Origin of the sequence: Chryseobacterium sp. MMO-72, assembly GCF_037146035.1 — a bacterium.
Lineage (GTDB): Bacteria > Bacteroidota > Bacteroidia > Flavobacteriales > Weeksellaceae > Chryseobacterium > Chryseobacterium indicum.
In genome coordinates, this window is record NZ_JBBCWG010000001.1 from 210,311 (window position 1) to 230,321 (window position 20,011).

Genomic DNA, 20,011 nt, shown 5'->3' on the forward strand with positions numbered 1-20,011 from the left:
AAATGAGATGTAATATATGTTAATAATTCCAGTAAAAGACGGAGAGTCTATCGATAGAGCATTAAAAAAATATAAAAGAAAATTTGATAAAACTGGTACAGTTCGTCAGTTAAGAGCTAGACAACAGTTTATCAAGCCTTCTGTAACTTTAAGACAAGCTAGATTAAAAGCTGCTCACAAGCAAAGAAATCTTAGCAAAGAAGAACAGGCTTAAGAATTTTCTTACCCACATACTAAATTCACTCTTTAAATGTTTATATTTGAAGAGTGAATTTTTTGTTTTTATATACTAAATGATGCTGGACAAATTCCTGGAATATTTACAATTCGAGAAGAGATATTCTCCTCACACCATTACAAGCTACAGAAAAGATCTTGAAGATTTCTCCCGTTTTTACATGAAAACAGAATCTTCAGAAGATATTTCAAAAGCGGACAAAAAAATTATCAGAAATTTTATCGTTGAATTAAGCAAAAATGATATTTCCAAACGAAGTATCAACAGAAAATTGTCTTCTCTTCGCAGCTTTTATTTATTTCTGCTAAAAATCGGCGAAATAAAAGTTTCTCCCACAGAAAGTATTTCTTCATTAAAATTTTATCCCGAAAAACAGATCCCGATGTCAAAAGAAGAAATGCAAAAACTTAGTGATCAGGTTTTTGAAGAAATTCAGGATGTTTTGCATAAATGCATTGTGGAAGTTCTTTACCAGACAGGAATCCGGAAAGCAGAGCTTTGTGGTATGACTTTTGAAAATGTAAATCTCAGCGGAAACGAACTGAAAATAATAGGAAAGGGAAACAAAGAAAGATATATTCCCATCTCCGGAGAGCTTTCGGATCTGCTGAATCGTTATTTGAAAATAAGGAAACCGCTGCCTGAACATGATTTATATTTTTTTGTCAATACCAAAGGCAAAAAACTCACTGAAAAATTTGTTTATGTGGTCGTTAATAAGTACCTTAGTCTTATAACAACAAAAGAAAAAAGAAGTCCTCACATCCTTCGTCACAGCTTTGCTACACACGTTTTGGATAATGGGGCAGAGATCTCTAAAGTAAAAAAAATATTAGGACATTCCAGTCTTGCAAGTACTCAAGTCTATACGAATGCTAATATTGAACAATTGAAAAAAGTGTTTAATCGGGCTCATCCAAGAGCTTCAAAAAATGACGAATTATGAAGATCACAGTACAATCAATTGGTTTAACTCCACACGAACCACTAGAATCACACATTGAAAAAAAAGTAAGCAAACTGGATACTTTTTATGACAAAATTCAGGAGTGTAAAATATTCTTAAAAGTAGAAAACAACTCGGATAAAGCAAACAAAACGGCCGAGATTATTCTGGCGGTTCCGGGAGACGATATCGTAGTAAAGAAAACCTCTACAACTTTTGAAGAAAGTTTAGACCTATGCGTTGATACTGCTAAAAAGCTATTAATCAAGAAAAAAGAAATGGCTTAGGAAAAAAAGTTAAAAAAAGTTATTAAAAAATTTGAGAATTCAAAAAATCCGTTCTATATTTGCACTCGCAAAAAGGGAACAGCGATCTTTTGAATTCTTTTTTAATAATGCTTCCATAGCTCAGTTGGCCAGAGCACGTGATTTGTAATCTCGGGGTCGTGGGTTCGAATCCCTCTGGAAGCTCAATTTAATATAAAATATCTGGGGAGATTCCAGAGTGGCTAAATGGGACTGACTGTAACTCAGTTGCTTCGGCTTCGTAGGTTCGAATCCTGCTCTCCCCACATTTTATATTAGAAAAAAGTTGCATAAATAAAGGATTTTCCTTAAGTTTGCACAGCGTTACCAATAATTTTGGAAACAAAATTGCGGAAGTAGCTCAGTTGGTAGAGCGTCAGCCTTCCAAGCTGAATGTCGCGGGTTCGACCCCCGTCTTCCGCTCAAATATCACACTCTTAAAAAGCGTGATTTTTTTTACTACTGAAATGATGTAGAGTAGAGTTTCTCACAGCGTTCAGTCCATGTATTAAAATGCTTCCATAGCTCAGTTGGCCAGAGCACGTGATTTGTAATCTCGGGGTCGTGGGTTCGAATCCCTCTGGAAGCTCAATTTAATATAAAATATCTGGGGAGATTCCAGAGTGGCTAAATGGGACTGACTGTAACTCAGTTGCTTCGGCTTCGTAGGTTCGAATCCTGCTCTCCCCACATTTTATATTAGAAAAAAGTTGCATAAATAAAGGATTTTCCTTAAGTTTGCACAGCGTTACCAATAATTTTGGAAACAAGATTGCGGAAGTAGCTCAGTTGGTAGAGCGTCAGCCTTCCAAGCTGAATGTCGCGGGTTCGACCCCCGTCTTCCGCTCAATAAAAATCACGCTTTCCGGTGTGATTTTTTAGTTTAAGCCGACTTAGCTCAGCGGTAGAGTGCTTCCTTGGTAAGGAAGAGGTCACGGGTTCAAGTCCCGTAGTTGGCTCTCATTTCATCCCGATTTCTTCGGGATTTTTTTATGTCTTTATTTCATGTCTGAATCTCGTTTGAAATTTTAAAAACTTTCGGGAAAATGAAAAATAGTGATCCTTACCTTATAGATTCTGTTAAACACTCTGCATAAAAAGCAATTCGAATTTATTTTATTTTCAGGATAAAAATTTCCAGAAGCATTCAATACAAATCTTAAAATTCAATTAAAAGTAATTCCTGCACTTTTGAATTCCTTTACAATCACCAAAAATTTCGTTACATTCGTATAAAATAATTTTCGATGAATATTCTTTTATTGGAAGACGATTTAATTCTTTCGGCGGAACTTTGCAAATTTCTGGAGTCAAATAATTTTACCTGCGACAAGATTTATGATGGGGAAACATTTCTTCGCCAGATCAGGAACAATTCCTACGATTTGTATCTTCTGGACATCAATGTTCCGAAAATTAACGGACTGGACGTTTGTCAGACCATCCGCTCTTTCGATAAAAATACACCCATTATCATTATTTCTGCTTACGGAGACCTTTCCGATAAAAAAGATGCCTTTACACGTTTGGCGGATGATTATCTGGTAAAACCGTTTCAGTTTGAGGAATTATTGCTGCGTATCAATTCTCTGCTGAGAAGAAAAACACCTTCTGAAAATATGGATCAGGAAATTATCAGGATTGATGATCTCATTGTGAACAAAACTGAACAGAAAGTCTATCGTGGCGGAAATGAAATCAGTCTTACCCTGAAGGAATTTCAACTGTTGGTTTATCTTGCGGAAGCGCAGGGAAGAACAGTTTCCAAACAGCAGATTACAGAACATGTGTGGGAACATAACTTTAATACCAATACCAATACTGTAGAAGTCTACATCAATTTTTTGCGTAAAAAGATCGATAAAGATTTTAAAGTAAAACTTATCCACACCCGATCGGGTTTCGGATATTATTTAAGCCCGTTATAGAATGTCTCTAAAAAGGAAGATCGCACTTAATCTCAGTATTGCCTTTTCATTGCTTTTCGGTATTGTGATGGTGGTGATTTATATGTCTTTTAATGATTTCCGAAGAGAAGAATTCAAAGAAAGATTCAGGCAGAGACTGGAGTTCACTTCTCATTTCATTGCCAAGTCTAAAGATTTTGAAGAAGAAGCACCTATTTTTTTTAATGAAAATTCAGATAACATTCTTTTAAACGAAACCATATTAATTTTCAACGGGCAGAAAGAACTTATCTACAGCACCATTAAAGACCGTAATGTGACCTGGGATAATGATCTTCTTAAAGAGCTTGACGAAAAAAAAGTAATCTATTCCGAAAAAACAGTTCCCGAAATTTATGCGGCATTAAGAACCATCAACGGAGAAAATTACTATATTTTAACAAGTGCTTTAGATACCAATGGAAAATCCAAACTGGAATATCTCAAATATCTTTTAATAACGGCTTATGTGATGAGTGCCCTTCTCATTGGCTTCTTCAGTTATTATTTCATGGGACAGTTTTTAAAGCCTCTGGAAGATCTTAATCAGGAAATTTCTGAAGTTACGGCTCATAAATTAACAACCCAGATCCCGGTTCGTAATTCTAACGATGAGATTGATGTTCTTGCCAAATCCTTCAATACGATGATCGGAAGATTAGACGATGTATTTCAGTCGCAGAAAGATTTTACAGCAAGTGCTTCCCACGAAATACGGACACCGATCACAAGAATGGCTTTTCAGCTTGAAAATTTAATAAAATTCGGGCAGCATTCTCCTGAAACTTTATCATCTTTGCAGCAGATTCAGAGGGATGTGTATCAGCTTTCAGATCTTACCAATTCACTTTTGCTGCTTACCAAATTCGACAGGGAAAACATCCAGAGCATTTATGAAGAAGTGAGAATTGATGAAGTTATTTTTGAATCCTTTGAGGCAGTTGAAAAAAGCTACCCCAAATTAAAACTGGATTTTCTGATCTCCGAGGATACTTCTGAAGATGCTCTTTTAACCATTAAAGGAATTCAGTCTTTACTCGATATTGTTTTCATCAACTTATTTAAAAATGCAGCCATCTATTCCGATGATGTGGAAGTGGATGTACTGATTAAAGAAAATGACGAATATCTGATTGTTGACGTTATTTCCCACGGAAATACCATTCCGAAAGAAGAACAGGCAAAACTTTTTGAAGCCTTTAAAAGAGGAAAAAATTCTCAGAATATTTCAGGTTCCGGGTTGGGTTTAAGAATTGTTAAAAGAATTCTAGAATATCACGGAGCACAAATTATTTATACTTCTCCTGCAGATCTCCTCAATAAGTTCAGTGTGATTTTTGTGAAATAATTTTTTAAGTTAATCTAAAAATATTTACGCAGTTCAGCCCTTGCAAAAGAAAATATTCTCAAAAATTTTAAATAAATCTTTGCAGACTTAGTGTTACATGAATTCAATTAATACTGTAATGAACTCGTAACTTTATTTAAATGAGATGATTATATGTTGCAGCTTAACAAATTTAATTTTTTTTTAAGCATTCTTTAAGAGCATTTTAATAGCAGAAAGGCATTTTTGTATCATAAAATCAATAAAATGAACAAATTTGCAGGGCTGTTCATCGTCATTTCTTCATTCATGACGGCACAACAGCAAATGTCGCTTCGGGATTGCGAAGAAGCTTTCCAGAAGAACAATTTACAACTGCTCGCCGAACAGTACAACATTAATATGGCTGATGCAGATATTTTGCAGGCTAAAATCTGGGAACTTCCGCAGTTGAGCGGACAAATAAACGCATACAACCCCGAAGACAGAAAAGTTTTCGATTTCGGACACGCAAAAGGAGCGCAGGTCACTCAATTAATTTACATGGGGGGCAAAAAGAAGAATGAAATTGCCTTCGCAAAATCCAATAAGGAATTGGCGCAGCTTCAGTTTGCCCAGCTTTTGGTTGATCTCAAATCCCAGCTCCGTTCCACTTATTTTGATCTTTACTACGAAAAACTAAAACTCAACAATACCAATAAACAGCTTGGTTATATGAACGATCTTCTGGCTGCCTACAAAATACAGTCTGCCAAAGGAAATGTTTCGCTGAAAGATGAAGTTCGATTACAGAGTATTGTCATTCAGTTAAATAATGACAAAGTCGGAATCAATAAAAATATTCTTGAATTTGAACAGACTCTGAAACTTCTTACAGGAGTCACCGAAGAAATAGAACCACAGCTTTCCGATTCTGAAGCGAAAGAAATTCTTGCCGCTCAGCCTTTCGGCGACGAAACGGAACTTCAGAAAAAAGCACTCGAAAACAATGCCGATTATCAATATAATTTAAAATTAATCGACAACAGTAAGCTGTATGCGCAATGGCAGAAATCTTTAAACGTTCCCGATCTTAATCTCGGGGCAGGGTGGGACCAGAATGGCGGAACCTTCAAAAATGAAGTCAATCTGATGGTCGGAATTCCTCTTCCGCTTTGGAAATCCAATAAAGGAAATGTGGATAAAGCCAATTTTGCCATTCAGCAGAATCAGAAAAATGCAGAATTTCAGAAGCTGAACCTTGAAACAAAAGTACAGTCGGCTTACAAAATCTGGAAAACACAATACGATCAGCTCACTCAGATTAAATCTACCGATCTTAATAATATGGAACTGGTCTATAACGGGATGCTGAATAATTTCAGAAAAGGCAACATCAGTCTTATTGAATTTACAGACTTTATGGACAGTTACCGCGAAACGGCACTTCAGATTTACGATATGAAAAACGGGATCATGCAGTCTGCAGAACAATTGAATCAACTAGTACAAACGAAAATCTTCTATTAAACATGAAAAATTATATAATTCCGGTAATGATTGCCCTGTCTGTTTTATCCTGCTCCAAAAAAGAGGAAGAAACAAAACCGCAGGCAAAAAAAGGTTTTGAACTGAGCAACACCATGCTGAATTCAATCGATTTAGCAAAAGTTGAAAAAAAATATATAGAAGACGATTACAATTTCTATGGAAAGATTTCAGCAGACAAAAACAGTTACATCGATGTCTATCCTTTGGTCGGCGGAAATGTTTTAAGCGTTAATGTTGAACTGGGCGATCATGTAACAAAAGGGCAGGTTCTCGCCACCATACGAAGTACAGAATTGGCGGAAGTGCAGAAAGATGTGAGCGATGCAAAAACAGATTTGGTTGTTGCCCAAAATAATCTTCGCGTTGCCAAAGAAATGTACGAAGGAAAACTGAATACCGAAAGAGACGTTCTGGAAGCCAAAAGCCAGCTTCAGAAAGCACAGGATCAGTTGCAGCGGGCAAGTGCAGTGAGTACGGTATATAATGTAAAAAAAGGAAATATCTACAGTGTGGTTGCACCAATCAGCGGATATATTGTTCAGAAAAATATCAATAAAGATATGCAGCTCAGAAGCGACCGAAGCGATAATATTTTTGATGTTGCCAATACCACCAACGTTTGGGCAATCATGAACGTTAACGAATCTGATATTGATAAAATCAGTCTCGGAATGAAAGCGCAGGTTTCCACATTATCGTATCCGGATAAGGTTTTTGACGGAAAAATTGATAAAATTTTTAAAATCATCGATCCTCAAACCAATGCGATGCAGGCAAGAGTAGTGCTTGATAACCAGAACGGGTTGCTGATTCCCGAAAGCAAAGCGACGATTAAAGTAACGAGTTCGGAGAATAAAACCGCACTTACGGTTCCTTCCAAAGCTGTGATTTTTGATGATAACAGAAGTTTTGTAGTGATCTATAAATCCAGAACCGATGTAAAAGTGAAAGAAATAAAAGTTCTGAAACAGGTAGGAGACATTACCTATGTTTCCGAAGGGTTATCCGAAGGAGAACAGGTAATTACAAACAATCAGTTGTTGATTTATCGCTCTTTGAATAGCTGATTTTATTTAAACCATTAAGATTTTAATTAATAAGTTAAGTTGAATCAAGAAAATATCTAAAAAATAGCATCTGTGCTTATCAATCTGCTTGCAAACTCTTAATAATTCTTAACTCCTTACATATCCTTAATGATTCAAATCAGAAGATTTTTCTCTGAGTGAAAGAGAATATGCAGGACAATAGTCACAAAAATCATTGCGCTCTTTTGCGTTAAAAGAATTCAACGACTTTTTTAGGTCATCAAAAAATCCATCATGAACAAATTCATTAAAAATATCATTGCTTTTTCGTTAAAAAATAAAGCATTCACCTTTATTTGGGTAGCGATTCTGGCGGTTTCGGGATTCATAAGTTTCAAAAATATGCCCATTGAAGCCTTTCCCGATGTTACCAATACCCAGATTGTCATCATTACCCAATGGAACGGACGAAGTGCTGAAGAAGTAGAACGTTTCGTTACCACACCTATTGAACTCGCAATGAGTCCGGTTCAGAAGAAAACCAGTGTCAGAAGTACCACGATGTTCGGACTTTCCATTGTTAAAATTCTCTTTGACGATGGAGTAGACGATATTTTTGCCAGAAATCAGGTCAATAATCAGCTTCGAACCGTGAGTCTTCCCGATGAAGTGGATCCCGAAGTACAGCCGCCTTACGGACCGACCGGAGAAATTTTCAGGTATACTTTACAAAGCAAAACCAAAGATTCCAGAGAACTGTTAACCTTACAAAACTGGGTAATCGACCGTGCTTTGAGAGGAGTTCCCGGTGTTGCAGACATCAATGTTTTTGGAGGTCAGGACAAAGTGTTCGAATTAAGCATCGATCCGAGAGCTTTAGATAAATATAATCTTACGCCGCTTCAGGTCTATGATGCCGTCACAAAAAGTAATTTGAATGTCGGCGGTGATGTTATAGAAAAAAACGGACAGGCATATGTAGTACGTGGAATCGGTTTGGTGAAATCTGTTGCCGATATCGGAAATATTACCATCCAGAATGACAGCGGAAATCCTGTTCTCGTTAAAAATGTTGCGGAAGTACACGAAAGTTCTATGCCTAGAGTAGGACAGGCGGGACTTAATCATCAGGAAGATACTGTTGAAGGAATTGTCGTGATGCGGAAAGGAGAAAATCCGCGTGAAGTTTTGGTCGGTGTAAAAGCAAAAATTAAAGAACTCAATGAAAAAGTGCTTCCGAAAGATGTAAAAATGGTCACTTTTTATGACCGTGATAACCTCATGGATTTCACCACACACACTGTAATGCACAACCTTATTGAAGGAATTGTTCTGGTTACCGTGATTGTTTTGATTTTCATGGCAGACTGGAGAACAACGCTTATCGTTTCCATCATCATTCCTTTATCCTTATTATTTGCATTTTTATGTTTAAAACTGGCGGGAATGAGCGCAAATTTACTTTCACTCGGCGCGGTAGATTTCGGAATTATCATTGACGGAGCCGTCGTCATGGTAGAAGGACTTTTTGTGATGCTCGACCATAAAGCCCACAAATACGGTGATGAAAAATTCAACAAACTGGCAAAAGCAGGCTGGATCAAACAGACCGGGACAGGTCTTGGAAAAGCAATCTTCTTTTCAAAATTAATCATCATTACTTCACTGATCCCGATTTTCTCATTCCAGAAAGTAGAAGGAAAAATGTTTTCACCATTGGCATTTACGTTAGGTTTTGCTTTAATGGGCGCTTTGATTTTTACGTTAACGCTCGTTCCGGTGCTTTCACATATCCTTTTAAATAAAAATGTAAAGGAGAAAAATAATCCGTTCGTTAATTTCTGGGACAGAATCGTTTTAAAAGGATTCAATTTTACCTTTAAACATAAAAAACTCAGTTTAATTGTTTCTTTGTCATTTTTAGCCGTGACTTTATTTTCAGGGAAATTTTTAGGAACCGAATTTTTACCGCAGTTAAATGAAGGTTCATTGTGGATCACTGCCGAAATGCCGATGAGTTCTTCATTAAAAGAATCTTTAAATACAGCCGATCTTCTCAAGAAAGATATTATGAGTTTTCCGGAAGTTACGGATGTTCTCGCGCAGACGGGGAGAAGTAATGACGGAACCGACCCGAATGGTTTTGGGTTCGTACAGTTTGCCGTGAATCTTAAACCCAAAGAAGAATGGAAAGGGAACATTACTTATGAAGAACTGATTGAAGAAATCGATAAAAAATTAAGAAACTATCAGGGAATTACATTCAATTATTCCCAGCCGATTTCAGATAACGTGGCTGAAGCAGTTGCCGGTTTCAAAGCAGAAAACGGAATTAAAATCTACGGAGACAACCTTCAGACTTTGGATGTACTTGCTGAAAAAGTTTTAAAAGAGGTAAAGGATATTAAAGGTGTAAAAGATGCCGGAATTATTAAAAATATCGGTCAGCCGGAAGTAAGCGTAGTCCTCGACAGGGATAAAATGGCGGCTTACGGAGTAATGCCCGATGATGCGCAGTCTGTTCTGGAGATGGCTTTCGGAGGTAAGACCGCTTCGGAAATGTTTGATGGCGAAAGAAAATTCCCGATCCGTCTCCGTTATTCGCAGGAGTACAGGAAGGATGAAAATGATATTGCTGCCTTAATGGTTCCTACACAGGACGGTGCTAAAATTCCGCTCAAAGAAATCAGCACGATTGAAAAAGACAACGGAGCCGCATTTATTTACAGAGATGATATTAAAAGATACATAGGGATTAAATTTTCCATTCGCGACCGTGATTTGGGAAGTACGATTGCCGATGCGCAGAAAGCGGTTGCTAAAATTGATCTTCCGGACGGATATTCTGTAGGATGGACCGGTCAGTTTGAAAATCAGCAGAGAGCTTCAAAACGATTGGCGCAGGTTGTTCCCATCAGTATCTTAGGAATTTTCTTTCTTTTATTTATCCTTTTCGGAAATATGAAAGATTCTTTACTGGTTTTGGCAAATGTTCCTTTTGCTTTAATTGGCGGAATTATCGCACTGCACGTTACCGGAATTAATTTCGGAATTTCAGCCGGAGTGGGAATGATTGCCCTTTTGGGAATCTGTATTCAGAACGGAGTCATCCTCATTACAGAATTTCATCAGAATGTTAAAAACGGAATGGATCTGGACAGCTCACTGCTGAATGGGGTGAAATCCAGAACACGTCCTGTGATCATGACGGCTTTAATGGCATCCATCGGATTAATGCCTGCAGCTTTATCCACAGGAATCGGATCGGAATCCCAAAAACCTTTGGCAATCGTCATTATCGGAGGATTAATTACGGCAACTGTTTTAACCCTGCTGATTTTCCCGATTATTTTCTGGATTTTCAACCGAACTAAAAAATCTCAACAGATCTGATCATTCTTTCATTTATATTTTAAACTCATTTTAAATTTAACCGCAGAAGACAAAAGACTTTATTGAATTTATTTAAAGGATTTCAAAAGTCTGCAAAGAGAAAAAATCTTTGATTTTTTTAACTTATATGCTCTTTTTTTCATTTAAGTATCAGACTTAAACAACTAAAGTGTTACAATCTTTTGCGGTAAAAATTTAGACAAGTTTTACTTTTAACCTTTTATTTAACCATAGGTGGCAAAAGATATTTAAATAAGATAACTAAAGCTTTAAAGAAAGAGTTTTATGTTTTTTTGTCTTCACCTTAATAATAAACTATCAACATATTTTCGAAATCTTTTGCCTTTGCGGCTAAATAAACATTCGGTTAAAAAAGAATCGCGGAAAACGAAGTTTTCCGCGATTCTCGCTATTGAAATAATTATTATGAGTTTAGAATCCTAATCCCACAGCAAAACCTCTTACTGTATTTGGAAAATCTGAAACCGCAGTCGCAGCCCCTGTTGAAGTATTAATGCTGTATACTTTTGTGGCAGTTCCCACTGTTGCCAGTAAATACGCTTTTTGGCTCATGCTTCCGATATCGAAACCGTTTGCGCTGGTAATATTGATTCCTAAAGAACCTGTCTCTACCAGAGTTCCGTTGTTCGGTGGATTTTGTTGATATAGTTTGTCTGTATTATGATCGATAACGAATAAAGTCGTTGAAGTAGCTCCTGCAAAATTATTGGTATAAGCAGCCGCTCCGATCATCGGAGTTCCCGGATTCAGCATTCCGTCTGCTGCCGTTATTCCGCCTGTTACAGGATCAAGACGAAGATTTTGTCCCGTGTTGCTCACGACTCTGATTTTATCAACGGTTGGATTAAAATCAAATCCGAAATCTGTTCCGGCAAGTAACGTTGCAAAAGGAGAAGTTCCCACTGCAGTTGCAGCTCCTGTTCCTAAGTTAATAGTATACAATCTGCTTGAACTTCCCAAAGCATAAAGCTGTCCGTTTAACGGTCTGAAATCTATTCCTAAAATACTTTCACCACTCTGAAGTCCTGTAATCGCTTTTGAAACAGGCATCGGACTGTTTGGGTTGAAAATCTGAAGGTTGTTTGAATTATCTACCGCGTAAGCAACCGGTTCTGTAGGAATCGCAAGATCAATGATCTGTTGCTGAAGCATTCCTATATTAGTAGCTTTGCCGCTATTCAGATCTAATAAATGTAGATTATTATTTAAAGCTAATAAAGCAACGCTGTTATCATATTTAATATCAAAAGCAGCCTGTCCTGTAAAAGTAGTTCCCAGATTTCCGACTTCTACCAATGTTCCGTTGTTAGGCGGATCCTGCTTAAATAACTTTCCGGAAGTCATATCAATATCATACAACACTGTGCTTGAAGCTCCGGATTTACTGTTCGTATAAGCAACTCCCGCTACAGAAGGAGTTCCGCCTCCGTTAATGTTCATATCGGTTGCCGCCACTGCTCCCGTTTCCGGATGAAGTCTTAAATTTTGCCCCGTATTGCTTACTAAACGAATTCTGTCTACGGTAGGATTAAAGTCAATCGAAGCGATAGTTCCAGAGACAGCAGGTGAAAATGCGGTTGTATTTACTGCTCTTGCAGAAGCATTGGAAGTGTTGATGATGTAAAGTTTACTTGCATTGGATAAAGCGTAAAGTTCTCCTGTTGCAGGTCTGAAATCAATGCTCATCAGTTTTTCGCCTGAAATGACTCCTGTAACAGCGGTTTTAGAAGTAAACATTTTGGGATTGTTGGCATTGAAGGCAACAAGTTCGTTATTTGCTGTAAGTCCGTAAGCCATAAGATCGGGCCCCTGAACAGGCATATTCATGTCTGTAGACATCATATCATCGGAATCGTCACATGAAAAAAGGATAATGGTGCTGAACAATACGGTACATAAATGTAATAATTTTCTCATAATATATTATTTTTAATGGTTCATACTTTCATCTACGATAAAAGATAAATTATGGTTTTGCCGTACTGTAATTTTTTCTCAGGATTCTTTTTCGCCTATTTTATTGTATTCATAATTAAAGAGATAGTTTATATTTTGGCTAAAAGGTCTATTCCTGATTTTCTAAATTGAGAAATTTGTGTAAATTTGCAATCTCAATACATTGAAATATAAGGTTTGTGCTTCATTGGATTCGAATATTGAAACTTTTTTTAATAAAAAGGTTTTGGTATTTAAAAATTCATTATATTTGCACACCGAAAATTTGAAAAACAATAAATAAATAATTTTAAATCATGGCAAAGGAAACGTTTAATCGTAACAAACCACACTTGAACATTGGTACTATTGGTCACGTTGACCATGGTAAAACTACTCTTACAGCTGCTATTTCTGCTGTATTAGCTAGCAAAGGTCTTGCTGAGAAAAAAGACTTCTCTGCAATTGACTCTGCTCCAGAAGAAAAAGAAAGAGGTATTACTATCAATACAGCTCACATCGAATACGAAACTGAAAAAAGACACTATGCTCACGTTGACTGTCCAGGTCACGCGGATTACGTAAAGAACATGGTAACTGGTGCTGCTCAGATGGACGGAGCTATCGTGGTATGTGCTGCGACTGACGGACCAATGCCTCAAACAAGAGAACACATTCTACTTTGCCGTCAGGTAAACGTACCAAGAATCGTTGTTTTCATGAATAAAGTTGACATGGTAGATGATGCTGAGTTATTAGAGCTTGTTGAAATGGAGCTTAGAGACTTATTATCTACTTATGAATTCGACGGAGATAACTCTCCAGTTATCCAAGGTTCTGCATTAGGAGCTCTTACTGCTGCTACTGAAGGTAACTCTGATGACAAGTGGTTCAAAACTGTTGAGCAGTTAATGGATGCTGTTGATGAGTGGATCGAAGAGCCAACAAGAGATACAGATAAGCCATTCTTGATGCCAATCGAAGACGTATTCTCTATTACAGGTAGAGGTACTGTAGCAACTGGTAGAATCGAGGCTGGTATCATCAACACTGGTGATCCTGTAGATATCGTAGGTATGGGTGATGAAAAATTAACTTCTACAATTACAGGGGTTGAGATGTTCAGAAAAATCCTAGACAGAGGTGAAGCTGGTGATAACGTAGGTTTATTGTTGAGAGGTATTGAAAAAACTGACATCAAGAGAGGTATGGTTATCGCTAAGAAAGACTCTGTGAAGCCACACAAAAAATTCAAAGCATCTGTTTATATCCTTTCTAAAGAAGAAGGTGGACGTCACACTCCATTCCACAACAAATACCGTCCTCAGTTCTACGTAAGAACTACTGACGTTACAGGTGAGATCTTCTTACCAGAAGGTGTAGAAATGGTAATGCCTGGTGATAACTTAGAGATCACTGTAGAATTGTTACAACCAATCGCTCTTAACGAGGGTCTTAGATTCGCGATCAGAGAAGGAGGTAGAACAGTTGGTTCAGGTCAGGTAACTGAAATCTTAGACTAATCATCTAACACAATATAAAGGCTTCCGTAAGGAACTTCTTTACGGAAGCTTTTTTTAACTACGGGCATCGTCCAATGGTAGGATACCGGTCTCCAAAACCGTTGATCAGGGTTCGAATCCTTGTGCCCGTGCAAATAACAATTATGAGTTCATTTGTCGATTTTTTAAAAGGTTCTTATAACGAGTTCAGACATAAAGTTGAATGGCCAAAGTGGTCTGATCTGCAATCGTCTACAATTGTAGTAACTGTTGCAACAGTGATCTTGGCGTTATTTACTTTTGGAGTTGATGAATTGTTTTCTAAAGCAATCAGCAACATCATTGGAATGCTAATCAACTTGTTCAATTAATAATAAAAGTATTTTCCCAATAATGAGCGAATTGAAATGGTATGTGCTGAAAGCGATCAGCGGACAGGAAAATAAAGTGAAAAACTACATTGAGACGGAAATCAAGCGTTTAGGCTTTGAGCAGTACGTTACTCAGGTAGTTATTCCTATGGAAAAGGTTATTCAGATCAGAAACGGTAAAAAAGTTCCTAAAGAAAGACCTTACTATCCTGGATACTTAATGATTGAAGCTGATTTAATGGGGGAAATTCCTCACGTTATCAAAAACATTCCGGGAGTTATTTCTTTCTTAAGCTTAACAAAAGGAGGAGATCCCGTTCCGATGAGAAAATCTGAAGTAAACAGAATGCTTGGAAGAATGGATGAACTTTCTGAGTTTGCAAGCGATGTTGAAATCCCTTATGTAGTGGGTGAAAACGTTAAAGTAATTGACGGACCATTCAACGGATTCAACGGAACTGTTGAAAAAATTCTTGAAGATAAAAAGAAAATTGAAGTTTCTGTACTTATCTTCGGTAGAAAAACTCCAATGGAGCTTAGCTATATGCAGGTAGAAAAAGTGTAAAAGCTTTAAAAATAATTTAAAAAGACTGTTCGAAAGAATGGTCTTTTCTTTTTTAATATATTTGATGATGATTCGAACTATTTCATTATATGTATTCTTAACATTGCTTCTTTTGTCTGCAATGAACTGTAAAAAGGAAACTTCTTCGCCGCCATCGGTCAATTCTCCGTTACCTCAAAAGCAAAATGTTGTAATGGCTGTAGATACAACTTTAACTTCGGGAATTGTAGATAATCTTTTAAAACCTGTCTATGATACGATGAATATGAAACCTTTAGAAGAGATGGATGAGGAAATACAGCTTTCAAGATCAGATATCAAACGTTTTGTAATAGGAAAAGAAAAATTTGCTGCTTTAGTAGTAGAAAATCAATATCCTTTTGCAGGCGCATCTACAGGGCATTGCGATCTGTTCATATTCCGATTCAATGGGAAGAATTGGGAAACTGCTGATTTTATGATCGAAGCAGGAAGTGGGGGAATGTATGGGAATTCCGGTTCGTTGCATAGATTTACTGTGATTGGTAAAAAAACAGTATGCTTCGCTTTATCAGGCGGACAAACTCATATGGGAACTTTATATTATGATGATTTGGTTATTTTCAGCCAGAATAAATTAAAAAAGGCTTGCACTGTTACTACAGAATATTCTTACGGAGACTGGGATGATAATTCAGATGGAACCAGATTTTGTTATAATGTCCAGTATGCGTTTCTTCCATCAGAGAAGGCGGTGTACGATTTGCAACTCGTAAAGAGAAGTTGCTTAAAAGAAGATAAGGATAAAATTCTGGATAAAATTGTTGTGCCATTCGATAATAAAGACAGTATGTTTAAAATTCCACAGGCGTTTGAGGATAATTTACCTTAATTTATTTAAAAATCAATCTATTCCGTTTGCTATTTCAAAAATATTTCATAATTTTGCAGTCCGAAAAGTAGGATTATCTAATGTGAGAATGGATAACCTGCTGAATAATAAATGCTTCCAAACTCATTAATTATTCAAATTTAAAAAACAAACAATGGCTAAAAAAGTCTTTAAAATGGTAAAACTTCAGGTGAAAGGTGGCGCAGCTAACCCTTCTCCACCAGTAGGTCCAGCTTTGGGTTCTGCAGGTGTGAATATCATGGAGTTTTGTAAGCAATTTAACGGAAGAACTCAAGATAAGCCGGGACAAGTTTTACCTGTAGTTATTACAGTATACGAAGACAAATCTTTTGAATTCGTAATCAAAACTCCTCCTGCAGCGATCCAGTTAATGGATGCAGCTAAAATCAAGGGTGGTTCCGGAGAACCGAACAGAAACAAAGTAGGTGCTGTAACTTGGGCTCAGGTTCAAAAGATTGCTGAAGATAAAATGGCAGACCTTAACTGCTTTACAATGGATTCAGCTGTTTCTATGGTTGCAGGTACTGCAAGATCTATGGGATTAAGAGTAACAGGAACTAAACCAACTTTTAACGCTTAAAACTTAAAGAAATGGCAAAATTAACAAAGAAGCAAAAGGAAGCTTTAAGCAAAGTAGAAAAAGGAAGAATCTATAACCTTGAAGAAGGTGCAGCTCTTGTAAAAGAAGTAAATACTGCAAAGTTTGATGCTTCTGTAGACATCGCTGTAAGATTAGGGGTAGATCCAAGAAAAGCAAACCAAATGGTAAGAGGTGTTGTGTCTCTTCCTCATGGAACTGGTAAAGATGTTAAAGTTTTGGCTTTAGTAACTCCAGATAAAGAAGCAGAAGCTAAAGAAGCGGGTGCTGATTATGTAGGTCTTGATGAATATTTACAAAAAATCAAAGAAGGTTGGACTGATGTTGACGTTATTGTTACGATGCCGGCTGTAATGGGTAAATTAGGACCATTGGGTAGAGTATTAGGACCAAGAGGTTTAATGCCAAACCCTAAATCAGGTACTGTAACAATGGAAATTGGTAAAGCAGTAACTGAAGTGAAAGCTGGTAAAATTGATTTCAAAGTTGATAAATACGGTATTATCCACGCTGGTATTGGTAAAGTATCTTTCGATGCTGCTAAAATCAAGGAAAATGCTCAGGAATTGATCTCTACTTTGATTAAAATGAAGCCAACTGCTGCTAAAGGTACTTATGTGAAGTCGATCTATCTTTCTTCTACAATGAGTCCTGGTATTGCAATCGATACTAAATCTGTTAACTAATTATAAATCCTAAGACAATGACAAAAGACCAAAAAGTTGTAGCAATACAAGAGATCAAAGATTTGCTTCAGGATGCTAAAGTAGTTTATGTTGCAGATCTAGAAGGTTTGAACGCTGGAAAATCTTCTGACTTCAGAAGACAGGCTTTCAAGCAAAATATCAAAGTAAAAGTTGTTAAAAATACACTTTTACAAAAAGCAATGGAGCAAATTGAAGGAGTAGATTACTCTGAGATGTTCCAGTCTTTCAAAGGAAATTCAGCAATTATGATTTCTGAGACTGCAAGTGCTCCTGCAAAATTAATCAGAGACTTCAGAAAGAAAGAAGAAAAGCCGGCGTTGAAGTCTGCTTTCGTTCAGGAAACTTTCTATGTTGGTGACAATAACCTAGAGATGTTAGCTAACATCAAGTCTAGAGAAGAAATGATCGGTGAAATCATCGGATTACTTCAGTCTCCAATCCAGAGAGTTGTTTCTGCTCTTCAAAACAAACCTGAGACAGTAGAAGCTAAAGCTGAAGAAGCTGCACCTGCAGTAGAAGAAGCTCCTGCTACTGAAACTCCGGAAACTCCGGCTGCTGAAGGAGAAGCTCCAGCTGCTGAATAATTTACACTCAAAAAATAATCAATAATCAACAAAAACATTACAACAATGTCAGATTTAAAAAATTTAGCTGAAACGCTAGTAAACTTAACAGTAAAAGACGTAAACGAATTAGCTGCTATCCTTAAGGATGAGTACGGAATTGAGCCAGCTGCTGCTGCAGTGGTAGTTGCTGCAGGTGGTGCAGGTGAAGCTGCTGAAGAAAAAACTGAATTCGACGTAATTCTTAAGTCTGCAGGTGCTTCTAAATTAGCTATCGTTAAATTAGTAAAAGATTTAACTGGTGCTGGTCTTAAAGAAGCTAAAGACATCGTAGACGGTGCCCCAGCTCCATTGAAGCAAGGTGTATCTAAAGACGAAGCTGAAGCTCTTAAGAAGCAATTAGAAGAAGCTGGTGCTGAAGTAGAATTGAAATAATTTCACTTTACTCAAAAATATCGGGCCTGAACAATTTGTTCAGGCCTTTTTTTGTTTATTACATATTTGATATTCTTATTGTAATAATGGCTTATCTATTAAAAATATACATTTATAAATTTTTATTTTTGTTTATTTCGTAATTTTTATTATTTTTAATTAATTATTATGTGTTAAATTGTATTTTTATTTAAATTATTTAACAATAAATATTATTTTGATTGAAAATATATTATATTTGTATTCTCAAAAACACACAGCTTTGGATACAAATTATTTTCTTTCGGAGAATCTTCTTCTGATTATTCTTTATTGCACTTTTCTATTTCTAATTAATAAAAATAGGCATTTTACTGTCCTGTTTGTGAAATCTGCAAATTTAAATAAAGTTAAAACAACAGCTAATACGCAATAAATAATATTTATTTTGTAGCTGATATTTTAATGTTCATTTTTAATGAACCCACTTTACATATTTTTTTCTAAAAACTACAAAAATCACTAAAATGAAAAGCAAATTATTCGGATTATCTATCCTAACATTTTTGGGATGTATTGTTAATGCTCAAGTAGGTATCAATACTACTCAAGGTCAGGCTACGCTTGATGTCACGGGCTTTCCTTCAAATCCAGCGAAATTTGATGGGATTATCGCGCCCAGATTAACAGGAGATCAGTTAAGAGCTAAAAATTATACCACGGCTCAAACAGGTGCGATAGTTTATGTAACAGCAGCCGATACAACACCTTCAGGACAGACTGTTAATGTGACAAATGCAGGGTATTATTATTTTGATGGCTCTGTCTGGACTCAGATGAATCAGCCTCAGTCTTCAAACTGGAAAATTACCGGAAATTCCGGTACTACTGCTACATCTTCAGCTTTAGGAACTGCTGTTTCTTCCGGAAATTTCCTGGGAACAGCAGATAGCCAGAATTTAGTTTTAGCAACAAATAATTCCGTAAAAGCAATTCTTGATGTAAACGGAAATTTTAGAGGAGGAAATTCAAATGCATCCGCACCTTATGCTTCAGTTTCATGGGGGTCAAATAATACTTTATCAAACAATACTTCTTCAAATGTAGCTTTAGGAAGAGAAAATACGGTTGCTGCACAGGCTGCTAATTTTCCGGGAGTGGCGATTGGAGCTACCAATAGTTCTTTGAGTGGTGCAAAAACAATAGGTAACAACAATTTTGCGACAGGTGCAAATACAATTGTTCTGGGAAATAATAACGGAACTTCCGGAACGAATGTAAGCGGAATTAATGTAGGAAATTCTAACGTCAATTCAGGAGGTTTTGCTTTTGGTACAGGAAATACTGTAACGAGTAATAATTATGCATTTGGAAATGCCAATGTTGCCAGCGGAGCTGCCGGAGCTATTGCCTTCGGAACTAATGCAAGTGCGACTATTGCCAATCAGACCGTTTATGCAAATACTTCTCATGCTTTCTCAGGACAGGGTGCAATAGGCACGGCGGTTACGGATGTGGGAATTAATATGACCCCGAGCGGAACCAATATTCCGGATCTGGAAATCAGCAAAGGAATTTTAATTAAAGCAACCGGAGTTCCTTTAGCTTCGGATTGTAATGCGAGTAATGAAGGGACAATTGTTTACGGAAAATCCGGTACTACAGGAAATTTTTACGGATGTAGAATTTCTGCTGGTATTTATGCATGGCAACAATTTTAAAAAAATACA

The 20,011-nt window shown here is 36.8% G+C and carries 18 protein-coding genes and 8 tRNA genes; 25 read left to right on the forward strand and 1 reads right to left on the reverse strand.

The window, feature by feature from the left end:
* Positions 1 to 16 precede the first annotated feature (16 nt).
* The 15 genes from rpsU to WFH39_RS00965 all read left to right on the forward strand — a co-directional run bounded on the left by rpsU (position 17) and on the right by WFH39_RS00965 (position 10,713).
* Positions 17 to 214, forward strand: a complete 198-nt coding sequence (rpsU, locus tag WFH39_RS00895; RefSeq protein ID WP_062697349.1) for a 30S ribosomal protein S21 — start codon at positions 17 to 19, stop codon at positions 212 to 214.
* An 82-nt stretch (positions 215 to 296) separates the two neighbouring features.
* On the forward strand, positions 297 to 1,184 hold the full coding sequence (locus WFH39_RS00900; protein ID WP_336688445.1) for a tyrosine-type recombinase/integrase: 888 nt from the start codon (positions 297 to 299) through the stop codon (positions 1,182 to 1,184).
* Positions 1,181 to 1,471, forward strand: a complete 291-nt coding sequence (locus WFH39_RS00905; RefSeq protein WP_214591002.1) for an HPF/RaiA family ribosome-associated protein — start codon at positions 1,181 to 1,183, stop codon at positions 1,469 to 1,471. The genes WFH39_RS00900 and WFH39_RS00905 overlap by 4 nt, the downstream gene beginning before the upstream one ends.
* A gap of 109 nt (positions 1,472 to 1,580) precedes the next feature.
* A tRNA-Thr gene (locus tag WFH39_RS00910) sits at positions 1,581 to 1,654 on the forward strand.
* Between the two features lie 20 nt (positions 1,655 to 1,674).
* A tRNA-Tyr gene (locus WFH39_RS00915) sits at positions 1,675 to 1,755 on the forward strand.
* A gap of 84 nt (positions 1,756 to 1,839) precedes the next feature.
* Positions 1,840 to 1,912 (forward strand) — tRNA-Gly (locus tag WFH39_RS00920).
* Positions 1,913 to 2,004: 92 nt separating this feature from the next.
* Positions 2,005 to 2,078: transfer RNA gene (locus WFH39_RS00925), tRNA-Thr, on the forward strand.
* 20 nt (positions 2,079 to 2,098) lie between these two features.
* Positions 2,099 to 2,179: transfer RNA gene (locus WFH39_RS00930), tRNA-Tyr, on the forward strand.
* Positions 2,180 to 2,263: 84 nt separating this feature from the next.
* Positions 2,264 to 2,336 (forward strand) — tRNA-Gly (locus WFH39_RS00935).
* A gap of 40 nt (positions 2,337 to 2,376) precedes the next feature.
* Positions 2,377 to 2,448: transfer RNA gene (locus WFH39_RS00940), tRNA-Thr, on the forward strand.
* A 288-nt stretch (positions 2,449 to 2,736) separates the two neighbouring features.
* Complete coding sequence (locus WFH39_RS00945; protein ID WP_214591001.1) at positions 2,737 to 3,417, forward strand: response regulator transcription factor; 681 nt, start codon at positions 2,737 to 2,739, stop codon at positions 3,415 to 3,417.
* Between the two features lies 1 nt (position 3,418).
* The gene (locus WFH39_RS00950; RefSeq protein ID WP_214591000.1) at positions 3,419 to 4,783 is read left to right on the forward strand and encodes an ATP-binding protein; all 1,365 of its coding nucleotides are present in this window, start codon (positions 3,419 to 3,421) and stop codon (positions 4,781 to 4,783) included.
* 246 nt (positions 4,784 to 5,029) lie between these two features.
* Positions 5,030 to 6,271 (forward strand): TolC family protein, encoded by a 1,242-nt coding sequence (locus tag WFH39_RS00955; RefSeq protein WP_214590999.1) that lies wholly within the window; start codon positions 5,030 to 5,032, stop codon positions 6,269 to 6,271.
* 2 nt (positions 6,272 to 6,273) lie between these two features.
* Positions 6,274 to 7,359, forward strand: coding sequence for an efflux RND transporter periplasmic adaptor subunit (locus tag WFH39_RS00960; RefSeq protein ID WP_214590998.1), 1,086 nt, complete (start codon positions 6,274 to 6,276; stop codon positions 7,357 to 7,359).
* 255 nt (positions 7,360 to 7,614) lie between these two features.
* On the forward strand, positions 7,615 to 10,713 hold the full coding sequence (locus WFH39_RS00965) for an efflux RND transporter permease subunit (RefSeq protein WP_336688446.1): 3,099 nt from the start codon (positions 7,615 to 7,617) through the stop codon (positions 10,711 to 10,713).
* Positions 10,714 to 11,145: 432 nt separating this feature from the next.
* Here WFH39_RS00965 and WFH39_RS00970 read toward each other — a convergent pair whose 3' ends face one another.
* Entirely contained in the window at positions 11,146 to 12,651 is a 1,506-nt protein-coding gene (locus tag WFH39_RS00970; protein WP_336688447.1) for a DUF4394 domain-containing protein, read from the reverse strand.
* A gap of 335 nt (positions 12,652 to 12,986) precedes the next feature.
* On the opposite strand from WFH39_RS00970, the gene tuf reads away from it, so the two are divergent.
* The 10 genes from tuf to WFH39_RS01020 all read left to right on the forward strand — a co-directional run bounded on the left by tuf (position 12,987) and on the right by WFH39_RS01020 (position 20,002).
* Positions 12,987 to 14,192, forward strand: a complete 1,206-nt coding sequence (gene tuf, locus WFH39_RS00975; protein WP_072955499.1) for an elongation factor Tu — start codon at positions 12,987 to 12,989, stop codon at positions 14,190 to 14,192.
* A 60-nt stretch (positions 14,193 to 14,252) separates the two neighbouring features.
* Positions 14,253 to 14,323 (forward strand) — tRNA-Trp (locus WFH39_RS00980).
* A gap of 12 nt (positions 14,324 to 14,335) precedes the next feature.
* The gene (gene secE, locus WFH39_RS00985) at positions 14,336 to 14,542 is read left to right on the forward strand and encodes a preprotein translocase subunit SecE (protein ID WP_076390705.1); all 207 of its coding nucleotides are present in this window, start codon (positions 14,336 to 14,338) and stop codon (positions 14,540 to 14,542) included.
* 22 nt (positions 14,543 to 14,564) lie between these two features.
* Complete coding sequence (gene nusG, locus WFH39_RS00990) at positions 14,565 to 15,107, forward strand: transcription termination/antitermination protein NusG (RefSeq protein ID WP_002976412.1); 543 nt, start codon at positions 14,565 to 14,567, stop codon at positions 15,105 to 15,107.
* A gap of 67 nt (positions 15,108 to 15,174) precedes the next feature.
* Positions 15,175 to 15,978, forward strand: a complete 804-nt coding sequence (locus WFH39_RS00995; RefSeq protein ID WP_336688448.1) for a hypothetical protein — start codon at positions 15,175 to 15,177, stop codon at positions 15,976 to 15,978.
* Positions 15,979 to 16,132: 154 nt separating this feature from the next.
* Positions 16,133 to 16,579 carry a 50S ribosomal protein L11 gene (rplK, locus tag WFH39_RS01000; protein ID WP_076390708.1) on the forward strand — a complete coding sequence of 149 codons (447 nt, stop codon included), beginning with the start codon at positions 16,133 to 16,135 and terminating at the stop codon, positions 16,577 to 16,579.
* An 11-nt stretch (positions 16,580 to 16,590) separates the two neighbouring features.
* Positions 16,591 to 17,283, forward strand: a complete 693-nt coding sequence (gene rplA, locus WFH39_RS01005; RefSeq protein ID WP_029295585.1) for a 50S ribosomal protein L1 — start codon at positions 16,591 to 16,593, stop codon at positions 17,281 to 17,283.
* A 17-nt stretch (positions 17,284 to 17,300) separates the two neighbouring features.
* Positions 17,301 to 17,888 carry a 50S ribosomal protein L10 gene (rplJ, locus tag WFH39_RS01010; RefSeq protein ID WP_214590994.1) on the forward strand — a complete coding sequence of 196 codons (588 nt, stop codon included), beginning with the start codon at positions 17,301 to 17,303 and terminating at the stop codon, positions 17,886 to 17,888.
* A gap of 45 nt (positions 17,889 to 17,933) precedes the next feature.
* A complete protein-coding gene (gene rplL / locus WFH39_RS01015) occupies positions 17,934 to 18,302 on the forward strand; it encodes a 50S ribosomal protein L7/L12 (RefSeq protein WP_076390710.1) in 369 nt (122 codons plus the stop codon).
* 506 nt (positions 18,303 to 18,808) lie between these two features.
* Positions 18,809 to 20,002: a hypothetical protein gene (locus WFH39_RS01020; protein WP_336688449.1), complete on the forward strand. Its 1,194-nt coding sequence runs from the start codon at positions 18,809 to 18,811 to the stop codon at positions 20,000 to 20,002.
* Positions 20,003 to 20,011 lie beyond the last annotated feature (9 nt).

Coding starts and splice junctions, on each gene's coding strand:
- WFH39_RS00960 (WP_214590998.1), top strand. CDS start 6,274: ATGAAAAATTATATAATTCCGGTAATGATTGCCCTGTCTGTTTTATCC.
- rplA (WP_029295585.1), top strand. CDS start 16,591: ATGGCAAAATTAACAAAGAAGCAAAAGGAAGCTTTAAGCAAAGTAGAA.
- WFH39_RS00970 (WP_336688447.1), bottom strand. CDS start 12,651: ATGAGAAAATTATTACATTTATGTACCGTATTGTTCAGCACCATTATC.
- secE (WP_076390705.1), top strand. CDS start 14,336: ATGAGTTCATTTGTCGATTTTTTAAAAGGTTCTTATAACGAGTTCAGA.
- WFH39_RS00995 (WP_336688448.1), top strand. CDS start 15,175: ATGATTCGAACTATTTCATTATATGTATTCTTAACATTGCTTCTTTTG.
- WFH39_RS00900 (WP_336688445.1), top strand. CDS start 297: ATGCTGGACAAATTCCTGGAATATTTACAATTCGAGAAGAGATATTCT.
- nusG (WP_002976412.1), top strand. CDS start 14,565: ATGAGCGAATTGAAATGGTATGTGCTGAAAGCGATCAGCGGACAGGAA.
- WFH39_RS00955 (WP_214590999.1), top strand. CDS start 5,030: ATGAACAAATTTGCAGGGCTGTTCATCGTCATTTCTTCATTCATGACG.
- tuf (WP_072955499.1), top strand. CDS start 12,987: ATGGCAAAGGAAACGTTTAATCGTAACAAACCACACTTGAACATTGGT.
- WFH39_RS00950 (WP_214591000.1), top strand. CDS start 3,419: ATGTCTCTAAAAAGGAAGATCGCACTTAATCTCAGTATTGCCTTTTCA.
- rplK (WP_076390708.1), top strand. CDS start 16,133: ATGGCTAAAAAAGTCTTTAAAATGGTAAAACTTCAGGTGAAAGGTGGC.
- rplL (WP_076390710.1), top strand. CDS start 17,934: ATGTCAGATTTAAAAAATTTAGCTGAAACGCTAGTAAACTTAACAGTA.
- WFH39_RS00945 (WP_214591001.1), top strand. CDS start 2,737: ATGAATATTCTTTTATTGGAAGACGATTTAATTCTTTCGGCGGAACTT.
- WFH39_RS00905 (WP_214591002.1), top strand. CDS start 1,181: ATGAAGATCACAGTACAATCAATTGGTTTAACTCCACACGAACCACTA.
- rplJ (WP_214590994.1), top strand. CDS start 17,301: ATGACAAAAGACCAAAAAGTTGTAGCAATACAAGAGATCAAAGATTTG.
- WFH39_RS01020 (WP_336688449.1), top strand. CDS start 18,809: ATGAAAAGCAAATTATTCGGATTATCTATCCTAACATTTTTGGGATGT.
- rpsU (WP_062697349.1), top strand. CDS start 17: ATGTTAATAATTCCAGTAAAAGACGGAGAGTCTATCGATAGAGCATTA.
- WFH39_RS00965 (WP_336688446.1), top strand. CDS start 7,615: ATGAACAAATTCATTAAAAATATCATTGCTTTTTCGTTAAAAAATAAA.